Origin of the sequence: Shinella sp. WSD5-1, from assembly GCF_963942435.1 — a bacterium.
GTDB classification, from domain to species: Bacteria; Pseudomonadota; Alphaproteobacteria; order Rhizobiales; family Rhizobiaceae; genus Shinella; species Shinella yambaruensis.
Genome location: NZ_OZ012603.1, coordinates 121,073 through 139,516 on the forward strand (window position 1 = coordinate 121,073; position 18,444 = coordinate 139,516).

Sequence of the window (18,444 nt, forward strand, 5' to 3'; positions counted from 1 at the left end):
TGCCCGCTACTCGGAAAAAAAGTCTGCGAGCGTCTCGATATGATGGCGCATCGAAAGCTTCTTGACCTGCCCGAGCCCCGGGAAGTGGCCTTTTTCATGCAACTCCCGAAATTCGGCGATGGCTGTGCTAGCAAACAGTCTGGAGGTTCCGGAATCCAGCTTAGCGATCAGTTTTGCCAGCGCTTGGGCAAACTTACCGCCCGGATCAGTCGGCGTGTCCTTTGTCGTTGATACGAAATGATAGATGTACATCACCTCGTCCTTGTCGGGGTCGAGGAACGTCAGGTGGATCGCGACAGCGTACGCGGGGCCGCCACCTTCAACATAGTCGTCGCCAACGATTAGGAAGTCGCCGAACCCGTCCATGTCTTCCTCCTCGAATGTGAGGTGGAGGTCTGAAAACAATTCGACTGCTGGATGATCGGCGTTGCGCCGCCGTTCGAACCCGTCACGAAGAAGGATACGGGTTTTGCTGCCTTTCAGGTGTTTCCGGTAGAGCTTGTGGCAGTGCTTTTCGAAGAAGACGTGTCGAGTCTCAGAGAGGTCATTCCCGAGCGCTTCTGCTAGCGCCTTCGCTTCGGTGAAACCGGCATGGATGAATACAGGACGATGTGCCTGGTGCTTGGTGTGACAGGCCATCGCGTCATCGATATTCATGTCGTTGGTGAGCAAGATGCCGGCGCTAATGCCGTCTTTATTTAGAAATCCATTTCCCAGAAGGGTCGAGATGCTCACGCCGTCCTCAGCATGATCGCCATAGGCTGGATTAATGATCACGATCGCCTCGCCGCCGGCGTCGCAGATCGCCGTCAGGGTTCTCTCTAATCCCTTGAGCGCCTCCCGCACCGGCTCAATGATGGGCACGAACCCCGATCCAGCCATCAGTGCTGCGGTTTCGCGAATGGCGATCAGCTCGAACTGCTTGCCACGAAAATAGGGGTGATACATGCGTTAGGCCCAGGCCATCGACTCGCCCAGCGGCGTAGAGATCGCTTCTACCACATGGGCATGGTCTGCACGGCGCACCGGAATTGAAAGAGCGGCAGCGTGGAGCGAGCGCGGGAGCCGGTCGACGAGGTAAGCTAGTGGCGCCAGATCGCGGGTGCGTTTTAAGGTCCGCACCACTTCGCGGTGAACCGCGACGGGGTCCAGATGCGCGAATAGCGCCCGCATGGCGGCGTGGCGCTGTGTATTGGGAACATCAGGAACGGCAATGCTAAGCGCTTTCAGGATACTCGCAGCTTCTGCTGAACGAAGCGATTCGAACACCGTAGCCGGGCAAATTCGCTCGGGACAATCTACTGCGTCACGCACGGTCGCGATGCGGTAGCGATGCGACAAGCACAGGATACCGACATCCTCCGGAAGGATCAGTCGGACGCCGTCCACATGGCGCTCGCTGACTACAACGTTCACAGATGCGAATACGCGTTTGTAGTTTTCCACTTGGTTGATCAGACGCGCGAGGGAGTCTCGCTCGGATTTGATCTCGTAGACCGTCGAGGTTCCGTTGAGAATGACAAGATCGGCTTTGCACGATCCGGCGCGAAATTCGTTTAGCATTGAGGCGGTGCGCAAGGAGTGTTTGCCCATCAGTATCTTGTGGGTCAGCGCTGACCGATAGATATATTCATCGCGTAGTCCGGCGACCCTGAGAATCGAGAAAGCGGCCTCAAAGGCATCCCCGACTGTGGCTTCTTTCGCGCACAGCTCGGCGAGGCGGGTCTCGCCGAGTAGACGTCCAAACAGCGCAGAGCGCCCCTTCCGGGCCAGTTGCTGGAACACGGCCGAAGAGAACAGGCGCGTCAGCGCTGAAAGTTCTGTTGTACTTACGGTCACGTTTTTCCCCGACGCGCAGACTTAGGCCGCGACTGAGCCAGTTTAGCTTAGCGGCCCTACAACGCAAATCGATAATGCTCAATGGGTTACCTCACCTATCAAGCCGCCATGCTCATATTTGCCGGCAATGCTGGATATCGCGGTCCGGACGTTGCGACTGCCATTGCTGAGAGCATCGGCTCCCGCGAGGCAATTCTCGCGGTCAGTCAATGCGACGTCATCTTCAGTTGCGTCGACACCCACGAGGCAAGGCAGATTGTTGACCTGATCGCGTCTGCCTTTCTTATCCCCTTGTTCGACGTGGGCGTTGTCATTCCGACGCGGAAGGTGGGGAACGACGGAGTAGCAATAGCCGACGTTTGTGGCCGGATCGACTACGTCCAGCCTGGGGGTTCTACTCTTGCTGACCGGCGCGTATTCACTCCCGAGAGCCTCCGCGCGGAATGGCTGCATAAGGCGAACCCAGGCGCATTCAAAGAAGAGCAAGAAGCCGGCTACATCAAGGGGCTGACCGAACAGGCCCCTTCCGTTATCTCGCTCAATATGCGGGCAAGTTCGGCCGTCGTGATGGAGCTCATCGCTCGTACCTTTCCCTTCAGGCACGATGCGAATGAGCTTTATGCCCGGACCACGTTCAGCCTGGCGGCAGCCGAGGAGGAATACACCCCGGAGAGCGAATTCGATCGAGACCCCGACACGGAGCTAGCCCGAGGCGCAGAAGAGCCGCTGCTGGGCATTCCCGCGCTCGGCAAGCCAAAGGGCAGAAAGTGATGAGCCTGCCCCGCTGGTTTCATCGTCTGTGGGATCGGTTCGGCCCCGCGCGTCGACTTCAAACTGTCGTGGGAGACGAGTTGCCCTCCGCGATGCCGTCCAGGGACTTGGTGCTTGCTATCGATGATGGCGAGCCATGGAGTGTGGGCATGATGTGCCCATGCCGCTGCGGCGCCATGATCGAAATGCTTGTGGTCGATGCCGGGAAGCCACGATGGGACATCGCCGTAGATGCCAAGGGTCGGCCGACTTTGCGTCCATCCGTCTGGCGGAATACCGGATGCAAGTCGCATTTCTGGCTGCGTTCGGGCCGGATAGTTTGGTGCGGCAATTCCGAAGCGGACTAGCGCTTTGACTAGCCAGGGTCGATACAGAGAGCCGGGTAGTTGGGTTATCGCATACACGAAAAAGCATGTGAAACACCGCGCGCCCTGGGCATTCTCCCTAGGTCTTAGGAGGCTGGCGGCTTTGGAACGGCAATCGCCGCGTCTATTTCAAGCAGCGCATTGACCACGCTCTCCAGCAACTGCAGACCTTGCACGGCTTGTGGGTTCCTGCCATCGACGCCAAGGCGCTCAAGGCCACTTTGCACCAGGGTCGAACCGAGGTGCGAACCGGCATTGCGAAGGTCAATCATACCAAACAGCGGCCCCATCATCTTCCTGGCCTGTTCCTCGGTTAGGACGGTACCCAACAAGCGCTCAATGGCCTTTAATGACCCTGGCTTCTTCTCGCCCTTGGCCAATGGGGGGCATTGCGCCAGCACCACATCAACATCAACCCGTTCGGTGAAGAGCTGGGTCAATTGCTTGGAAAGTTCCAGCAAACCTTCCGTCTCCGCACTTCGGAACCGATGGGCTCGCGTGAACAAGTCCGGCACCTGGGCATTCTCACGAAGCAGCTGCTGACCATACCGCTCGCGGAAGCTCGAAGCGACACTATCGACGGCCTTTTCAATAAGGGCTTCTGGCGCCTTGGTCGAGGCCGGCTGGACCATCATCTGCGCCTCAAAAAGCTCCTTGGACACACCGCCATCCGGGGTGACGTTGTGGGCGGCCCAAATTCGCTGTTCCCATGGCTTGAGCATGCCGATGTCCTTGGCGAAAACGGTGATCAGACCAAGGTCGTTGACACCGAAATGGACGGTGTCTGAGGTCGCACCCACACCACCAGTATCTCGCGACGCCCAATGAAGCCGACCACCACGATGCCGAAGCAAGGCATTGATGATCCCCGGGTCAAAGTAAAGCCAACCGATGTCTCCATGCAGCCGCGCAGCGGCCACCCGGGTACCATCCGGCTTGGTCACGAAAGAAACCTCATCGGCTGGCTTATCACCGCGGACACGAGGGCTGAATGTTCCCGGCTCCAGCCATTCAGTTCGCCATATGGCGCCTCTGGTGAAGAACGATCCGCGAGGATTGGGCCAACCTGCCGAGGTGGTAGTGTATTCGAGCAGATCTCGCCCCTCAGCCACGTTGATTGGCTTGCGAGACCAGCCGTAGCCGGGATCCTTCTCAGTCACTGCCGTCCGCTCGGCATAGCTCGAGCAAAAGAGACGCATCCCCCGTGCTGCTAGATAGTCGTTGAGGAATTCAGTTTTGATCTCGATGGAAACCGGCTCCCCATTATCGCCTCGGGCCAGCCGTACGACCTCCGGCCACCCTTCTTCGGGCCGGTACCAGCGATCGCCTTCCTGGATAAGCCGGAGCGCCACAACCAGATCAGGATGCAGATGCCAAATCTCCTTGCTCGGCTCCTCGAGGTGCTGGGCAATGACCAGGTTGATGCCAAGTTCGGTGTCTCCCCAGCCACGGAACACATCCGATGACTGGTAGCCCCATGATTCCATACCTGCCCGATGGGGGTTCAGCCCGACATCGTTCCATCCCATCGTGTCTACATCAGCGGACTTGGCGGAATGAACCGCGGCGGTCGCTGTCCCGTGGAATTCGGCTACAGAGATGACCCGAGGCGGGAGATCGTTAAGCGTCGACTCCGTCACCCTCCGCAAGGGGGTCCAGGTGCGCGCCGCGAGCTTCGGCAAGTCAGCCAGATTGAAGAAGGTCTGCTTGATCGTCATAGGCGCTCCTTTGCCTGGCGCAGACCAGGAATTGGTGCCGCGATCGAGATGTGGACCAAGATACGCTCTGCGGCAACGGTGGAGCCTGGGAAACCCCTGCTCCCTTGCTTGGGTGAGCCCTTGGGGTGGACTGAGCGAGGTTGAAGTGCCCACTATGGGATGCCCGCTCGCGCCCCCAGGCGTTTTGCGGCGATTGCCAACACATATTTGCGGCGGACGCTCGCCTCGCCGATCTTGGCTATCTCTTCGAACTAGCCATGGGCAATCCGAGTTGAGGCGTTGTCTGCATCGATCAAAGCAGCGAGACGAACGGTCAAGGGCCGGTCGCGGTCCTGGTTGGATAAAGTAGTTGGGCGCTATGGCACTTAATATAGTGAAAACGTTGTTTTTGCCCATTGTGCCGACAGGGCGCTGAGGAGATTGTTGTCCTACGATCCAAGAGGGGGCACCTATGTCTGTTCTAGATATTCCTCTCCGAAAGGCCCTTCAGTTATTCTATGCGCCCAATTCACTGCGTCGATCCATTTTGAAAGAGGACATTCGACTTGATCGTAAAAAGGAAGCCGGCGGCACTAGAAGTCGAGGCGGCGACTTCTACCTACCCTTTTGGTCAGACGTTAAGATGCACATCTCTGGCCGAGGCGACCTAGCGCAGCTGACCCAAGATCGCATCCGATCGAACAGGAATTTCAAACGACTTTATCCGCTACTGACCAATGGAATTCTCGAACTGCTTAGCGCAAAGCTGCGCTGGTCAAACGAGCCCGTGGAGATCGTTCCTATAAGCATGCACGGCAACCTGCGTATCGAAACTTTGGGAGCCACAGTTCGGATAAGGGATGCACTCCATGCGCGCGTCCGGGGGGAATATACACGTGTGGTATACCCATACTTCAGTGAAGAGCCGCCGCTCTCGGAAGAAGGAGGGAGGCTAGGGCTCTGGGCAATGCAACAAGTCCTAACTGAAGCAGAACTCCGCTGACATGCGTGTTATCGATGCACTGCGTCGTACTTTCTTCTCTCCGCAAATGACGCCGTTGCAGGGCAACGAGGAGGCAGTTTTTCATGAAAAGTACAGGACGTTGATTGGCGAGTGGGAGCGACTGAAGCTGGAGTGAGCGAATGCGCGAATGTCGTCTAGGCTGTTTAGCCTTTCACATGCCATAGACAGCGCCCTTATGAGGAGAAGTCATGGTGACGGCCCGTGCCTAAGTCCGGTAGCCACAAATCGCAGCACTATATCCCAAGGAGCTACCTTTCCGCCTGGTGTGATCCGCATACGCCTGCTGGAATGCAGCCCTTTGTGTGGACCTTTGATCCCAGTGGCGGCGTCGGCCGCAAGCGAGCACCCCAAAACCTCTTCACCGAGACCGACATCTACACGATCCTCGGGCCGGACGGTTCCCGGGATCTGCGGATAGAGTTTGAACTGTCGAAACTTGAGCAGGGCCTGAAGACACTCGTCACAGACTTCGTAGCCAGCCACCGCCAGTTGCCTCGGCTTCGGCAATGGCAGTTGATCGCCTTCATCGCAGCGATGCACGGGCGTACGCTTGAAGCGAGAGAGATCCAACGGACGCTTTGGCAGCAGACCTTGGACGCGGCTGAGAAAAAGGCCGTTGCTCTAGGTATATCCGCAAATTCCGAGGCGCAGCTAAACAGCATTCGAAAAGCGGTGGCGTCGCCTATGCAGTTTTTGTTACCGGGAGCCATGATGGATGGTCTGACCATGCTAAGTGAAGTGACGATGACTATTATGTGCTCCGTTGAGCCCGACTTCATTACTTCAGACAGTCCGGTAACTTGGTTCGATCCAACTGTGCCTAGGGAGAGATTCTTAACTCACAAGAGTTCTCTAGCGAATCCGGGCATCGAGGTGGTGATGCCGCTTTCGCCGCAGCATACAATTATCTTGCATTACCCAAGAACACCCTTCGAAAAGCCGGTCCGTTACGTCAGTGCTGGTTCGGCGACCGTCGCTGCCCTAAACAAGCGCACGGCGCACTACGCCCACAGGGCCGTAGTGTCATGGAGAGACGGGTCTGACCCCGAATGGCGAATAGGGGCGCCGGACCGGTCGGATTGACGTCACTCAATGCCAGGATGTTGCTGGCGAATGTCTGCTTTGGGGATTGGTCGAGGGGCGTTGAACGGCAGGAATGGGGGCGCATTGCGGACGGAAGAGGGGCCAGCGACAGGCATTGGACGCTATATTTGCCTCAGCAGTGGGTTGACAGTCCACCTAGCTGGACCCATTTTGTAAACAAATGGAACGGGAATGCTCGTTCGGCGTCGGGCCTCGGGGAATACCTCGGGGCCCTTCGCTTTTCTCACGGGAATATTTTCAGCCCGTAGCCGCGTATTTTCCCAGCCGCACTCCGACGGAACTTGGGTTCTGCAAGATCGTAGGCCCGGTTTGGCTGGTCAGGAGCTATTATGTGCCGGGCGACCGGGTAGGCCAAAAGGTCGGCCATCTGCAGCCCCGCTGAATTATGCTTCTTGTCCATGAAGCGGATGTCGAGGTTTGGCATGGGTCCAACCTGGTTGCCGCCAGCGGCAATACGCCTGAACTCGAGCTCTAGGTCATCGTCCTCTTTCCGGCCTCGCTGTTCGACCAGTATCCAGGTCTTGCGGTGATCTTGCCCTCGTTCGGCCAAGAACCGCTGCAGGCGCTCCATGCAGAAAGTTAGCGCAATTTTGTATGGATTGTCGGGATCATGGTACTTCTGCACATGACGTTGCTTATCAATTGCAGCCGCTATGAGCGTGACCGGCGCCTGTTCGACGACATAATTCACAGTTGCCATGAAGCGGTCGCGCACGGTCTGATTGAGCAAGATGGAAAAGTCACCGGACGACTTCCGGATCTCGCGGCTATGTAGAACAACGCCGTCATGGCCCCAAAACTCGAACTTGAGTGCCTGCACAAGCGGTACCATTGCTGTCCGGTAGGCCTCTTTCTCGAAGATGCAGAAGGTGAGCACAAACACCGGATTCTGCGGATTTATGCTGACAAGCCCGTGGTCGCCGCTCTCATCGACGTAGACTATAAAATCACTGAATTCCATGCACCCAGCGTTGCACAGACGCGAGATTTTGCCAATGCAATGGAAGCGTGACGGCACTCATGCACGGGAAGTTGGGCCGGATTCGCATAATATTTGTTGGGGAACCCACAGTGCCTCAGCGGCGGCCACCAACATGTGCGGCCCTGCTAACGGCAATCGGTCGGCCGCATGAGAATGGAATGATCGGTCTCGTCCACCGCGGCGCCCGCCTCACGACGCGCCAGCACTTGGTCAATGGGCGACGCAGACTACGACGTCGTCCTAACTGGAATTAGCATGTGGTGCCGCATGACGAGGTCGGCGCGCTCGACTATGGCTAGGCCATTGCGCTTTTGCCGGCGCCACCGGTTAAGGCGGCAACGCGATGGGGGGGCCGCGCGCCGATACCGGTCTTTTGTACGCGAGCGACGGGATGGCTAGTTCAGACTAACTTCAAAATTCGGTGCGGGCGCGGAAGGCCGACGGACTTGCGCTCCACAAGCGGGCAATCAATCTGGAGTTTGCCTGCTATGATGCCTAGTTTTTGCGCTTCGCGCTTAGCGTAGATGTGCGTAATCGCACGTCTTCCCATATCTTCGTGCGGAACGCGGATTGTGGTGAGCGGAGGCTCCAGATGACGGGATGAGGATGCATCGTCGAAGCCGATGACCGAGAGGTCGCGCGGAATCGATAGCCCAGCTTCCTTTGTGGCCTCGTAGCAGCCGATGGCCATCTCGTCGCTGGCACAGAAGATCGCCGTGGGTGGCTCGGGCAGAGCGAGCAGTTCGCGGGTGCAATCGTGGCCGCCTGAAAGCGTCCAGTTGCCTGATCGGACGAGTTTGGCGTCGAACGCTATGTCGGCGGTCTTGAGGCCGCGCTTGTAGCCGCGCAGACGGTCCTTGCTAGCTTCCATCCAGCCTTCGCCGTTAATGAAGGCAATGCGCCGGTGGCCGGAGGCCGTCAGGTGGCGCACGGCCGTTTCGGCGCCCAGCGCATGCGCCGGCAGGATGGCCGGAGCAATGTCGCCTTTAGTGTGGCAGTTGATGAGCACGACGGGAACCGAGCTCATACCAACGGCTGTCATGATTGACCGATGTGGGCCCAGTCGCGCATTCCGATGGACATGATTGTTTCGGGCTGATCGATGAGGTTGTTCCAGGCTTGGCATGACGCGTCGATGATGGCGTCGTAGGTATCGAAGACGCGGTTGGAGAGCCAGTTCTGCCTGAGGTATTGCCAGATGTTCTCGACCGGGTTCAGTTCGGGAGAGCGCGAGGGCAGGAAGATCAGCGTCATGTTCTTCGGGACGACGAGTTTGCCCGTGGTGTGCCAGCCGGCGCGGTCGAGCAGCAGAACGGCATGAGCGCCGCGCTGAACATGCCGGCTGATCTCGTCGATGTGGAGTTGCATGGCGAAGGTGTCGGCAAAGGGCAGCGCCAGCCCGGCGCCCTTTCCCTTTGCCGGGCAGATAGCGCCGAACAGATAGGCGTTCTGGTAGCGCTGATCTGCCGGTTGCCGTGGGCGGGTTCCACGCCTTGCCCAAAGCCGGGCGATCCCATTTTTCTGCCCGATCCGGGCCTCGTCCTGGAACCAGATTTCGATCGGCTTGCCCTTGGGGAGATGGCAGATATGGGCGGTCAGCGCCCGCGGCCAGTTTTTTTAAACGCCGCCACCGTCGCGGCGTCCTGACCAGGATGCAGCGGGCGTGCGCTCATGTGGGAGAAGCCGAGTTTCTTGAGAAGCGTGCCGACATGGCGCTCGTGATACTCGATACCGAACCGCTCCCTAATGACGCGCTGAAGATCTACTCGGCGCCAGCGAACAACGCCGTCTACATCCGGGTCGGGACCGGTCTCGACGATCTCGGCGAGTTCGACCTTCTGCTCTTCCGACAGCCGCGATGACGGACCGGGTGACCAGTGGTCGAAAAGGCCATCGGGGCCGGCTTCGTTGAACCGATGAACCCAGTCCCGAAGCGTCTGGCGGTCCATGCCGCCGATCCGGGCGGCGTCGGCGCGGCTCATGCCGTCAAGCACGGCTGCTAGTGACAGAAGTCGTCGGCTCTGGTTGGCGTCCTTGCTCCGTGACGCCAGCCGCCGGAGTTGAGAAGGGGTATAGTCCTGTCGCAGTCGAACCGATCCGGGCATGGGCGAATTTCCTTCGCCGACATCGAATCAGCAACTCAACAGTTTGGGAATCCCCCGCGAGTCAGACGTCAGAGCCGTTGGTATCAGTTTCTGCGGCAGGGTATACTGGCGCGTGAAGAAGGCCGCGAACACCACGCCCACCACCCGATGTGCGAACAGCAGTTCGAGCGCCGCGGCGCGCAGGCGCTCGTCGTTCTGGGTCGGCAGGACGACAAGCACGGCGCCATTTTCCCAAGCCAGCTGCCGTGCCGATTCGATCGCCTTGTTGGTGATGGGGTTGGACGTGCTGTCGTCGATGATAAAGCCGATGGCCTGGATGCCGCCCTGACCGACCGGCGCGCGCATCCAGACGCGATAACCCAGCGTTTCGGCCGCCTCGCGGACGAGACCGCGCGTCTTTTCGGTGACCCGCGTGCCGCCGGTTTCGTTGAGCACCATCGAGACGGTGGCCTGGCTGACTCCGGCAAGCTTGGCCACGTCGACCATGGTTGGTCTCGTGCTGGCTTTTTCCGTCTTGCGTCTGTTCATCACCCTCTCCGCCAGAAGGACATATCGCAGGATTTTGTGGAAGGAAACTGCCCCGAAGCGCCGGTTATAGAAAACTGACCTGTGCTTGACAGTGGTTATAAATAACTAATAGCATTACCACGTGCTGGAGGAGCGCAGGGACGATCCTGGCGACGGGATATGTCCGATGTCGGTGCCATTCGAGGAATGGCGTGGGAGGAGAACAAGATGACGATTTCGAGAAATTGCGCGACTGGGGTTATCATGACCAAACCCAACATCTTGTGGATATGCACTGACCAGCAGCGCTGGGACACGCTTGGCATTACCGGCAATCGCCATGTGCGAACTCCGGTGCTCGACAAGCTCTTCGGCGAGGCAGCCTGGTTCTCCGGGGCCTATTGCCAGTCGCCGGTCTGCACGCCCAGTCGCGCGAGCTTTCTCACCGGCCGCTATCCGCGTACGACCCGGACGCGCCAGAACGGGCAGGACATGCCGGCCGACGAAATGCTGGTGACGCGGCTGCTCGCCGAGAATGGCTATACCTGCGGTCTATCGGGCAAGCTCCATATCTCGGCGGCCAATCCGAGCGTGGCGCCGGTCATCGAACCGCGCATCAATGATGGCTATGCCGCCTTTCACTGGTCGCATCATCCGGGTTGTCGGATGGTACTTAATGACTACGGCAGCGCGCAGAACTGGCCACTCAACGAATACAATCTATGGCTGCTCGAGCGCGGCGCCGAATACCGGGCTGACCCCTATCGGGGCTCCAGATATGTGAAGGCGGGGCCCGAGACAAAGAACCACCAGACCACCTGGTGCGCCGACAAGGCCATCAATTTCGTCAAGGCGCATGAGGCGAACGACCGGCCCTGGCTGTTCTCGGTCAACTTCTTCGACCCTCATCACCCCTTCGATCCGCCCGCCGAGTATCTCGATCGCTACCTCGACCGGCTCGACGAGATCGAGTTGCCGAACTACCGGCCGGGAGAGCTGGAAGAAAAACCTGCCTTCCAGAAGATCGACCACCAGGGAGCCTATGGCGGCAATGCCGGCATGCCCTACGACGAGATGACCGATCATGACCACAGGCTGGTGCGCGCGGCTTATTTCGCCATGTGCGACTTGATCGATGACCAGGTCGGCCGCATGCTCGACGCCCTGCGCGATACCGGTCAGCTCGACAATACCATCGTCATCTTCATGTCCGACCACGGCGAGCTGCTGGGCGATCATGGCGTCTATCTCAAGGGGCCGTTCTTCTACGAGCCCAGCGTCCATGTTCCCCTGGCGATCTCGTGGCCGGGCCATATTCCGGCCCGCCGAATCGACGGGCTGGTCGAACTGACCGATATCGCGCCGACCCTGCTCGAGGCGGCGGGGCTCGATATCTGGCCGGGCATGCAGGGCCGCTCGCTCTGGCCGCTGCTGTCGGGCACCGAGACGCAAACCGGCGTCGCGGATGTCTACTGCGAATATTACAACGCCATGCCCTGGCATAAAGAGCCGCATCTGCCATTCGCGACCATGCTGCGCACCGGGACGATGAAGCTGGTGGTTAGCCACGGCGACCGGCGCGGTGAGCTTTACGATCTGAATGCAGACCCCGACGAGACCACAAACCTGTGGGACGATCCAAACCGCCTGGCGGAGAAATGCGACCTGTTGCAGCGTCTTTGCGACCGGATGGCCTTCACCGTCGACCCGCTGCCGCTGCGCCGCGCCCCCTGGTAACCCAGCGAGATTCCAAAAATGACCGATCCCCGTTCGGGCCGTGCGCCGGCCACGCCACTCATCGTCCACGACCCCTTCATGAGCGTCTGGTCGCATACCGATGAGCTGACCCAATCCTGGCCGACGCACTGGACCGGCAAGAACCAATCGATGGCGGGCATGGCCCATATCGACGGCAAGAGCTATCGCTTCATGGGGCTGGTGACCCGCACCGGCATGGAGGGCCTGTCGCAAATTTTCTTGGTTAACGGCCTGTTGACCACCAGCGGAGAAATTGCCGCTCCCAATGTAGCGGAGCGTAGCCATGATTCTGAATGCCATTGCCGACAAGCTGAAGCGCCAATCAAAGGACGACTTCAAAGGTCGGCATTTCGAGGCATGGCTCATCATGCAGGCGGTGGCCTGGTATCTGCGCTATCCGCTCAGCTATCGAGACCTTGAGGAGATGTTTCGGGAACGTGGTTTCGAGGTCGATCACAGCACTGTCAACCGCTGGGTTTTGGCTTATGCGCCGATGATCGAGAAGCGGCTTCGCCAGTTCCGACGCCCGCATTGTGGTTCGATCCGGATCGACGAAACGTACGTGAAGATCCGCGGCAAGTGGCGCTATCTGTACCGGGCGATCGATAAGCATGGAAACCCGATGGATTTCCTGCTGGCGGCCAGGCGCGACCTGGATGCTGCAAAGAGGTTCTTCCGCAAAATGCTCAAAGACGAGCCCCTGTTATCGCCTAAGAAGATCGGCACGGATGGAGCGAATACCTTCCCATCCGCGATTAAAGCATCGGTAGATGATGGTCTGCTTCAGCCCAACCCCGTGCACTACGTCACAAAGCATCTCCAACAACGCATCGAGAGTGACCATTTTCGGGTTAAGAAGAACATGCCCAAGATCGGCGGCTTCCAATCCTTCAAAACGGCGCGTCGGACAATCGCAGGCTTCGAAGCCATGCTCTGGCTGAAGAAGGGCTTCGGCTTTTCCGGCGTGTGGACCGTAAATGATCAGAACGATCTGCTCGCGCACCTCTTCGGACTACAAAAGGTTAACAAAGCATGAAAACGAGGACGCTCAGTGGATAATTGCGCGCTCCGAAAATGTTTGCGACAAGCCCCAGATATTTGATAGGCCATCTGCACTGGTTTGTCGAAACATGGGCGAACCGGCAACCTCGGCGGGTTGATCCCGGCGAACCAGGGCCCAGTGCCGGTTCCACCTGCTTTCGACACAGGGCTAGCCGGACGCCGGGTTGCGATCTAGGAATTGGAATGAAATCGAAGCACCATCAATATATGCAGGTCGCAATATGACCCATAGCTGCTGCGCGCCGCACCGCGACCCGATCCCCGAACAAACGGACAAAGCTCTAGCCCCGATCCTGGCAGCGGCCAGGCCGGTCGCTACCGAAACTGCCAATATCCCCGGCGGCCAGGTACAGGTCGGAACCCGGCGGCCCGTTCACGACGGTGACGGCGAATCCCCTGTGCGCGCCGTGCGCGTCAAACCGTTTCGCATGGACGTGACCGCGGTCACGAACGAGCGGTTCGCGGCCTTCATAGCGGCCACGGGCTACGTGACCGAGGCCGAAAAATTCGGCTGGTCCTTTGTCTTCTTCGACATGCTGCCCGAGGCAACGATCACCCAGGGCGCGGTGGGGACAGAGTGGTGGCGACGCGTCGACGGGGCGACATGGGATCGCCCCGAGGGGGAGGGCAGCAGCTTCTCCGGGCGTGAACAATATCCGGTGATCCATGTCAGCTGGAACGATGCCTCCGCCTTCGCGCACTGGGCCGGCGGGCGCCTGCCCACCGAGGCAGAGTGGGAACATGCCGCACGCGGCGGGCAGGCTGACCCGATGTTTCCGTGGGGGGATCGGGAGCCGAACGATACGGACTTCATGCCATGCAATATCTGGCAGGGCAGCTTTCCCGGCACTAATACCGCCGCTGACGGACACCGCTGGACCGCTCCCGCGCGCTCATTCGAGCCCAATGGCTACGGGCTCTACAACATGTCGGGCAACACCTGGGAATGGTCGGCAGACCGCTGGCGGGTCCGGTCGCTGAAAAAGGCCAGCCGTCAGCGTGATGCCGGTGCCGCCGCCACCGAACAGCGCGTGATGAAGGGGGGCTCCTTCCTCTGCCACCGCAGCTATTGCTATCGCTATCGGATTGCTGCCCGTCACGGCAACACGCCCGATACGACCACAAGTCATGTCGGCTTCCGGCTGGTCTATTCCCCGGCTGACGATTGAGGCGCTCAGGCGCTCTCGCGTACCAGCAGCCTGTGTGGAACAATGAGGCGTGGTGGCTCATCCACCGGTTTTCCATCAATGCGGGCCAATAGCCGCTCCACCGCCAGCCTGGCGATGACGTGCCGGTCAGGCGCAATGGTCGTCAGCGAGGGCGTCGAGTAGCGCCCCTCGTCGATATTGTCGAAACCGACCACGGCAATGTCCTCGGGCACGCGCAGCTTGTGCTGATGAATGGCGCGGATGGCACCAAGCGCCAGCAGGTCGTTGAAGCAGAATACGGCGTCCGGCCGCTTTCCCGATTCGATCAGGTGCGTCATGGCGGCAGCGCCGTTTTCGCGCTGGAAATGCGTCGTCGAAATGATGAGGTCCTCGACGACGTCCAGCCCCATCTCCGCGTGGGCCTTGCGATAGCCCAGTGTGCGAATTTGGGCGGCGCTGCCCCCCCAGCGTTGCTCGCCAATGGCGGCAACCCGTCGGCGCCCCTGCTTCAGCAGATGGCCGGTAGCTTCGGCCGCTGCCGCAACATTGTCGATCGAGACATGGTCGAAGCCGGGATCGAACAGGCGCGGTCCGAGCAGGACGAAGGGCACGTTCAGGATACTGCGTAGCTCGGCGTCGCTCACGCGCGAGGGGCTCAGAATGACACCATCGAACAGGTTGGAGGCCGAACTGCGGATCAGGAAATCCTTCTCCTGCTCCACATCGCCCCCGGTATGGTCGATGAGCACGACATAGCCATGCCTGCGCGCCTCTTCGATAATGGACTGGCCCAGCTCACCGAAATAGGGCGAGCCGATTTCCGGCACGACCAGCGCGATGACCTTGGATCGCCCGGAGCGAAGGTTGCGCGCCATGACATTGGGCCGGTATCCGAGCCGGTCGCAGGCCTCCTGCACGCGGCGCCGGGTCTCTTCGGCCACGTGTATGTAGCCATTGACGACATTGGACACGGTCCGGGCGGAGACCCCCGCCACTTCAGCCACGTCCTTCAGGGTGGTTGCACGCATCTGCGCCATGTGGTCGATCCGCCAACGTCCAGCTTCTGTCTCTTCTGGATAAACCAAACTGCCGCCATTGACTATTGCAACGTTGAAAATTCTATGCACTCATGTTTGCAACGTTGAAAACGTCAACAACCGCGATCAAGAAGCGGTCAAAGCGAGGGATTCGCCGTGGCGGGAGTCGAATTGCGTGGTCTGTCGAAGAACTTCGGCGCGGTCAAAGTCCTGCATGACGTGTCGGTGGAGATAGCCGACGGCGAGTTCGCGGTGCTGCTGGGGCCTTCCGGCTGCGGCAAGACCACCCTGCTGCGCTTGATTGCCGGCCTCGAGGCCATGACAGAGGGCGAAATCCGCATAGATGACCAGCGCATAGACCAGTTGCGGCCCGGGCAACGCGGCATCGCCATGGTGTTCCAGTCCTACGCGCTCTATCCGCACATGTCGGTGCGCGCCAATCTGGCCTACGGGCTGAGGAATGTCGGCACACCCAAAGACGTGATCGACGAGCGCATCCGTGTTGCGGCTGGCATTCTCGAGATCGAGTCGCTGTTGGACCGGAAGCCCGCCCAACTCTCGGGCGGGCAACGCCAGCGCGTTGCCATCGGCCGGGCCATCACCAAGTCACCGAAGGTATTCCTGTTCGACGAGCCGCTGTCGAATCTGGATGCCAGCCTGCGGGCTCGTACCCGGGTCGAGATCAGCAAGCTGCACCAGCGCCTCGGCGCCACAATGATCTTCGTCACCCACGATCAGATCGAAGCCATGACCATGGCAACCAGGATCGTCGTCATGCATGCCGGCCGGGTCGAACAGGTGGGAGCGCCGCTCGAAGTGTATCGGCGACCGGCAACCCGCTTCGTTGCCGCCTTCATCGGCACGCCGCAAATGAACTTCGTTCCAGTGACCGGGGTGGGCAGCGACGGCGAATGGATCGTGCCGGCACTTGCCGATGGCACGAGCGTCGAGGCCCGGATCGCGCGGGAAGCGATGGGCGGCGCCATGCCGGTCGAAATAGGCTTCCGCCCGGACGAGGTCGAAATCGACGCCGCAGGACCGCTCCAGGCCGACGTGGACGTGGTGGAGAGATTGGGCGACCGTACTCTCGTCTATGCACACCTCGCCGATGGCACGGCACTGATCTACCAGGATCATAGCGAAAGCACGGTACGGCTGGGCGACCGCGTCGGCCTGCGGCCGCTGCCGCACAAGCTCATCGCCTTCGATGCCGAGGGCAGGACGTATCATCCTGGAGAGCCCGGATGACCGTCATCGCAGAAACGGCGGAGCGGGCAGGGGCCGCGACCCGGAGCAACAATCGCCCCCGCCGGCAATGGATCGGACTGCTCTTCGTTGCGCCCTTCGTGATGCTCTACCTCTGGCTGATGATCTACCCGCTCGTCATGGGCGTGGTCATGAGCTTCCAGTATCAGGACCTGCTGAGCGGCGTGACCGAGTTCGTCGGCTGGTGGAACTACGAAGACCTGTTCAGCGATCCGATATTCATCGGCTCGATCTTCAACACCCTGCGCTTCGTGCTGCTCACGGTGCCGCCCTTTGTCATCATCGGCCTGCTGATCGCTTTGGCGCTCAACCGGCCCACCCGGGGCGCCGCCATCATGCGGGCGCTGTTTTTCGGGCCGCACGTTCTGTCGGTGACGGTAGTCACGTTGATCTGGAAGACGGTTTACCTGCCCAATGTCGGCATGATCGACGCCGGCGCAGCCGCCATGGGCCTGGAGCCGGTGTCGGTATTGCTCAATCCTGACTGGGCGCTGGCCGCCGTCGGTCTGGTGACGGTCTGGTGGGCCATCGGCCTGCCCATGATGCTGTTCCTTGCCGCATTGCAGCAGGTGCCGGACGACATCTACGAGGCCGCCAAGCTCGATTCCGCCGGCCCCGCACGCATTCTCTTCACTATCACCATCCCCTCCATCGCCAAGATGATCGTGCTGGTGGCGGTGATCGAAGTGGTGCTGCAGTTCCAGGTCTTCGGCCAGATCAACCTGCTGACCGGCGGCGGACCCAACAACACCACCCGCACGATGGTGATGTTCATTTACCAGGCGGGATTCCAGCAGTGGCAGGCCGGCTATGCCGCCGCAGCATCGCAGATTCTGTTCCTCATCATGCTGGTCGCGGCAGGCCTTCAATTCTGGGCCAGCCGCCAGCGAGCGGAGGCTTGATGATGGCCGTATCCAAGAACCGCGAGCCGCTGTTCAGTCGCCTGACTTACTGGCTCGTCATCGTTCTGTCCCTGTGCTGGCTGATCCCGCTGTTCTGGGTGCTGGGTCTCTCGCTCAAGCCCAACGAGGAGCTGTCCTACGGCCTGGGCACTGTGTTCCGCGCGCCCTATACGCTCGAAAACTATTCGGACCTCGTGCGCTCGAGCCAGTTGGGAACCTGGATCGTCAACAGTGTCATCGTCTCGGTCATCCAGACCGTCCTGGTGCCCATCATCTGCTCGGTCGCCGGCTATGGCTTTGCCCGCCTCGACTTTCCCGGCCGGGGGCCATTGTTCGTCTTCGTGCTGCTGGGGCTGGCCATTCCGGGGCAGGCCATCATCATCCCGCTTCACTCCATGTTCGCCGAACTGGACCTGCACAACAGCTATGCAGGGCTAATCCTGCCGCATCTGGGTACGCCATTCGGCGTCTTTCTGATGGCGTCCTATTTCCGCGCCCTGCCCAAGGAACTGGAAGAGGCCGCAGCGCTCGATAACGCTTCGCGCTGGAAGATATTTCTCACCATCGCCCTGCCGCTTTCGGTGCCAGCCCAGATCACCCTGGCGATCTTCACCTTCCTAAATGCCTGGAACGACTATCTGTGGCCGCTGATCTCGGCGACGCGTCCGGACATGTACACGCTGACTATAGGGCTTGCGGCGACGCAGACCAATTTCGACCAGTCTGAAGGCATCGGCTATTTGATGGCGCAGGCGGTCTTCGCCGGACTGCCCATGCTGATCCTTTATCTCATTTTCCAAAAATACGTCCTGCGCGCGGTGGCCGGTGCTGGCGGACGATGACGAACAAGGCCACGGGAATGCTCAAGGAGGAGAAG

Annotated in this window: 19 protein-coding genes; 11 read left to right on the top strand and 8 right to left on the bottom strand. The window is 59.9% G+C overall.

Annotated elements, in window-relative coordinates; translation table 11 throughout:
* Positions 1-6: 6 nt before the first annotated feature.
* Together AABQ55_RS34710 and AABQ55_RS34715 are read right to left on the bottom strand one after the other, a co-directional pair.
* Positions 7-948 (bottom strand): sce7725 family protein, encoded by a 942-nt coding sequence (locus tag AABQ55_RS34710; protein ID WP_272792126.1) that lies wholly within the window; start codon positions 946-948, stop codon positions 7-9.
* 3 nt (positions 949-951) lie between these two features.
* Complete coding sequence (locus AABQ55_RS34715; RefSeq protein ID WP_272792127.1) at positions 952-1,839, bottom strand: sce7726 family protein; 888 nt, start codon at positions 1,837-1,839, stop codon at positions 952-954.
* Between the two features lie 81 nt (positions 1,840-1,920).
* Between AABQ55_RS34715 and AABQ55_RS34720 the strand changes: the two genes are divergently transcribed.
* Positions 1,921-2,610, top strand: a complete 690-nt coding sequence (locus AABQ55_RS34720; protein ID WP_272792128.1) for a hypothetical protein — start codon at positions 1,921-1,923, stop codon at positions 2,608-2,610.
* 149 nt (positions 2,611-2,759) lie between these two features.
* Complete coding sequence (locus tag AABQ55_RS34725; RefSeq protein ID WP_336314313.1) at positions 2,760-2,957, top strand: DUF6527 family protein; 198 nt, start codon at positions 2,760-2,762, stop codon at positions 2,955-2,957.
* Positions 2,958-3,061: 104 nt separating this feature from the next.
* Here AABQ55_RS34725 and AABQ55_RS34730 read toward each other — a convergent pair whose 3' ends face one another.
* Entirely contained in the window at positions 3,062-4,693 is a 1,632-nt protein-coding gene (locus AABQ55_RS34730) for a hypothetical protein (protein ID WP_272792129.1), read from the bottom strand.
* 983 nt (positions 4,694-5,676) lie between these two features.
* Between AABQ55_RS34730 and AABQ55_RS34735 the strand changes: the two genes are divergently transcribed.
* Together AABQ55_RS34735 and AABQ55_RS34740 are read left to right on the top strand one after the other, a co-directional pair.
* Entirely contained in the window at positions 5,677-5,811 is a 135-nt protein-coding gene (locus AABQ55_RS34735) for a hypothetical protein (protein WP_338417068.1), read from the top strand.
* Between the two features lie 86 nt (positions 5,812-5,897).
* The gene (locus AABQ55_RS34740) at positions 5,898-6,779 is read left to right on the top strand and encodes a DUF4238 domain-containing protein (RefSeq protein WP_272792131.1); all 882 of its coding nucleotides are present in this window, start codon (positions 5,898-5,900) and stop codon (positions 6,777-6,779) included.
* Positions 6,780-7,023: 244 nt separating this feature from the next.
* Here AABQ55_RS34740 and AABQ55_RS34745 read toward each other — a convergent pair whose 3' ends face one another.
* The 4 genes from AABQ55_RS34745 to AABQ55_RS34760 all read right to left on the bottom strand — a co-directional run bounded on the left by AABQ55_RS34745 (position 7,024) and on the right by AABQ55_RS34760 (position 10,415).
* Positions 7,024-7,761, bottom strand: coding sequence for a DUF3800 domain-containing protein (locus tag AABQ55_RS34745; protein ID WP_272792132.1), 738 nt, complete (start codon positions 7,759-7,761; stop codon positions 7,024-7,026).
* Between the two features lie 421 nt (positions 7,762-8,182).
* Positions 8,183-8,809 (bottom strand): substrate-binding domain-containing protein, encoded by a 627-nt coding sequence (locus tag AABQ55_RS34750; protein WP_338417069.1) that lies wholly within the window; start codon positions 8,807-8,809, stop codon positions 8,183-8,185.
* Between the two features lie 11 nt (positions 8,810-8,820).
* Positions 8,821-9,887 (bottom strand): IS630 family transposase gene (locus tag AABQ55_RS34755; protein ID WP_272792134.1). Its coding sequence is split into 2 segments (ribosomal slippage): positions 8,821-9,401 and positions 9,401-9,887, totalling 1,068 coding nucleotides; the frame shifts between segments, so codons are not numbered across the junction.
* Between the two features lie 27 nt (positions 9,888-9,914).
* Positions 9,915-10,415, bottom strand: a complete 501-nt coding sequence (locus tag AABQ55_RS34760) for a LacI family DNA-binding transcriptional regulator (protein ID WP_272792135.1) — start codon at positions 10,413-10,415, stop codon at positions 9,915-9,917.
* A 207-nt stretch (positions 10,416-10,622) separates the two neighbouring features.
* On the opposite strand from AABQ55_RS34760, the gene AABQ55_RS34765 reads away from it, so the two are divergent.
* The 4 genes from AABQ55_RS34765 to AABQ55_RS34780 all read left to right on the top strand — a co-directional run bounded on the left by AABQ55_RS34765 (position 10,623) and on the right by AABQ55_RS34780 (position 14,383).
* The gene (locus tag AABQ55_RS34765; protein WP_272809248.1) at positions 10,623-12,131 is read left to right on the top strand and encodes a sulfatase family protein; all 1,509 of its coding nucleotides are present in this window, start codon (positions 10,623-10,625) and stop codon (positions 12,129-12,131) included.
* A gap of 18 nt (positions 12,132-12,149) precedes the next feature.
* Positions 12,150-12,572: a DUF4964 domain-containing protein gene (locus tag AABQ55_RS34770; RefSeq protein WP_272792137.1), complete on the top strand. Its 423-nt coding sequence runs from the start codon at positions 12,150-12,152 to the stop codon at positions 12,570-12,572.
* Positions 12,463-13,188, top strand: coding sequence for an IS6 family transposase (locus AABQ55_RS34775; RefSeq protein WP_272792201.1), 726 nt, complete (start codon positions 12,463-12,465; stop codon positions 13,186-13,188). Before AABQ55_RS34770 ends, AABQ55_RS34775 begins: the two co-directional genes overlap by 110 nt.
* 247 nt (positions 13,189-13,435) lie before the next feature.
* The gene (locus tag AABQ55_RS34780) at positions 13,436-14,383 is read left to right on the top strand and encodes a formylglycine-generating enzyme family protein (protein WP_272792138.1); all 948 of its coding nucleotides are present in this window, start codon (positions 13,436-13,438) and stop codon (positions 14,381-14,383) included.
* A 5-nt stretch (positions 14,384-14,388) separates the two neighbouring features.
* On the opposite strand, the gene AABQ55_RS34785 is transcribed toward AABQ55_RS34780, so the two are convergent.
* Positions 14,389-15,390, bottom strand: a complete 1,002-nt coding sequence (locus tag AABQ55_RS34785; RefSeq protein WP_445190524.1) for a LacI family DNA-binding transcriptional regulator — start codon at positions 15,388-15,390, stop codon at positions 14,389-14,391.
* A gap of 165 nt (positions 15,391-15,555) precedes the next feature.
* Between AABQ55_RS34785 and AABQ55_RS34790 the strand changes: the two genes are divergently transcribed.
* The 3 genes from AABQ55_RS34790 to AABQ55_RS34800 are packed head-to-tail and all read left to right on the top strand — an operon-like array spanning position 15,556 to position 18,409.
* Positions 15,556-16,647, top strand: a complete 1,092-nt coding sequence (locus tag AABQ55_RS34790) for an ABC transporter ATP-binding protein (RefSeq protein WP_272792140.1) — start codon at positions 15,556-15,558, stop codon at positions 16,645-16,647.
* A complete protein-coding gene (locus AABQ55_RS34795; RefSeq protein WP_272792141.1) occupies positions 16,644-17,567 on the top strand; it encodes a carbohydrate ABC transporter permease in 924 nt (307 codons plus the stop codon). The genes AABQ55_RS34790 and AABQ55_RS34795 overlap by 4 nt, the downstream gene beginning before the upstream one ends.
* Positions 17,567-18,409, top strand: coding sequence for a carbohydrate ABC transporter permease (locus tag AABQ55_RS34800; protein ID WP_272792142.1), 843 nt, complete (start codon positions 17,567-17,569; stop codon positions 18,407-18,409). The genes AABQ55_RS34795 and AABQ55_RS34800 overlap by 1 nt, the downstream gene beginning before the upstream one ends.
* Positions 18,410-18,444: the final 35 nt, after the last annotated feature.

Excerpts from the sequence above, each read along its gene's own strand:
- AABQ55_RS34710 (WP_272792126.1), bottom strand. The coding sequence starts at position 948 with ATGTATCACCCCTATTTTCGTGGCAAGCAGTTCGAGCTGATCGCCATT.
- AABQ55_RS34720 (WP_272792128.1), top strand. The coding sequence starts at position 1,921 with ATGGGTTACCTCACCTATCAAGCCGCCATGCTCATATTTGCCGGCAAT.
- AABQ55_RS34725 (WP_336314313.1), top strand. The coding sequence starts at position 2,760 with ATGATGTGCCCATGCCGCTGCGGCGCCATGATCGAAATGCTTGTGGTC.
- AABQ55_RS34730 (WP_272792129.1), bottom strand. The coding sequence starts at position 4,693 with ATGACGATCAAGCAGACCTTCTTCAATCTGGCTGACTTGCCGAAGCTC.
- AABQ55_RS34735 (WP_338417068.1), top strand. The coding sequence starts at position 5,677 with ATGCGTGTTATCGATGCACTGCGTCGTACTTTCTTCTCTCCGCAAATG.
- AABQ55_RS34745 (WP_272792132.1), bottom strand. The coding sequence starts at position 7,761 with ATGGAATTCAGTGATTTTATAGTCTACGTCGATGAGAGCGGCGACCAC.
- AABQ55_RS34750 (WP_338417069.1), bottom strand. The coding sequence starts at position 8,809 with ATGAGCTCGGTTCCCGTCGTGCTCATCAACTGCCACACTAAAGGCGAC.
- AABQ55_RS34760 (WP_272792135.1), bottom strand. The coding sequence starts at position 10,415 with ATGAACAGACGCAAGACGGAAAAAGCCAGCACGAGACCAACCATGGTC.
- AABQ55_RS34765 (WP_272809248.1), top strand. The coding sequence starts at position 10,623 with ATGACGATTTCGAGAAATTGCGCGACTGGGGTTATCATGACCAAACCC.
- AABQ55_RS34770 (WP_272792137.1), top strand. The coding sequence starts at position 12,150 with ATGACCGATCCCCGTTCGGGCCGTGCGCCGGCCACGCCACTCATCGTC.
- AABQ55_RS34780 (WP_272792138.1), top strand. The coding sequence starts at position 13,436 with ATGACCCATAGCTGCTGCGCGCCGCACCGCGACCCGATCCCCGAACAA.
- AABQ55_RS34785 (WP_445190524.1), bottom strand. The coding sequence starts at position 15,390 with ATGCGTGCAACCACCCTGAAGGACGTGGCTGAAGTGGCGGGGGTCTCC.
- AABQ55_RS34795 (WP_272792141.1), top strand. The coding sequence starts at position 16,644 with ATGACCGTCATCGCAGAAACGGCGGAGCGGGCAGGGGCCGCGACCCGG.
- AABQ55_RS34800 (WP_272792142.1), top strand. The coding sequence starts at position 17,567 with ATGATGGCCGTATCCAAGAACCGCGAGCCGCTGTTCAGTCGCCTGACT.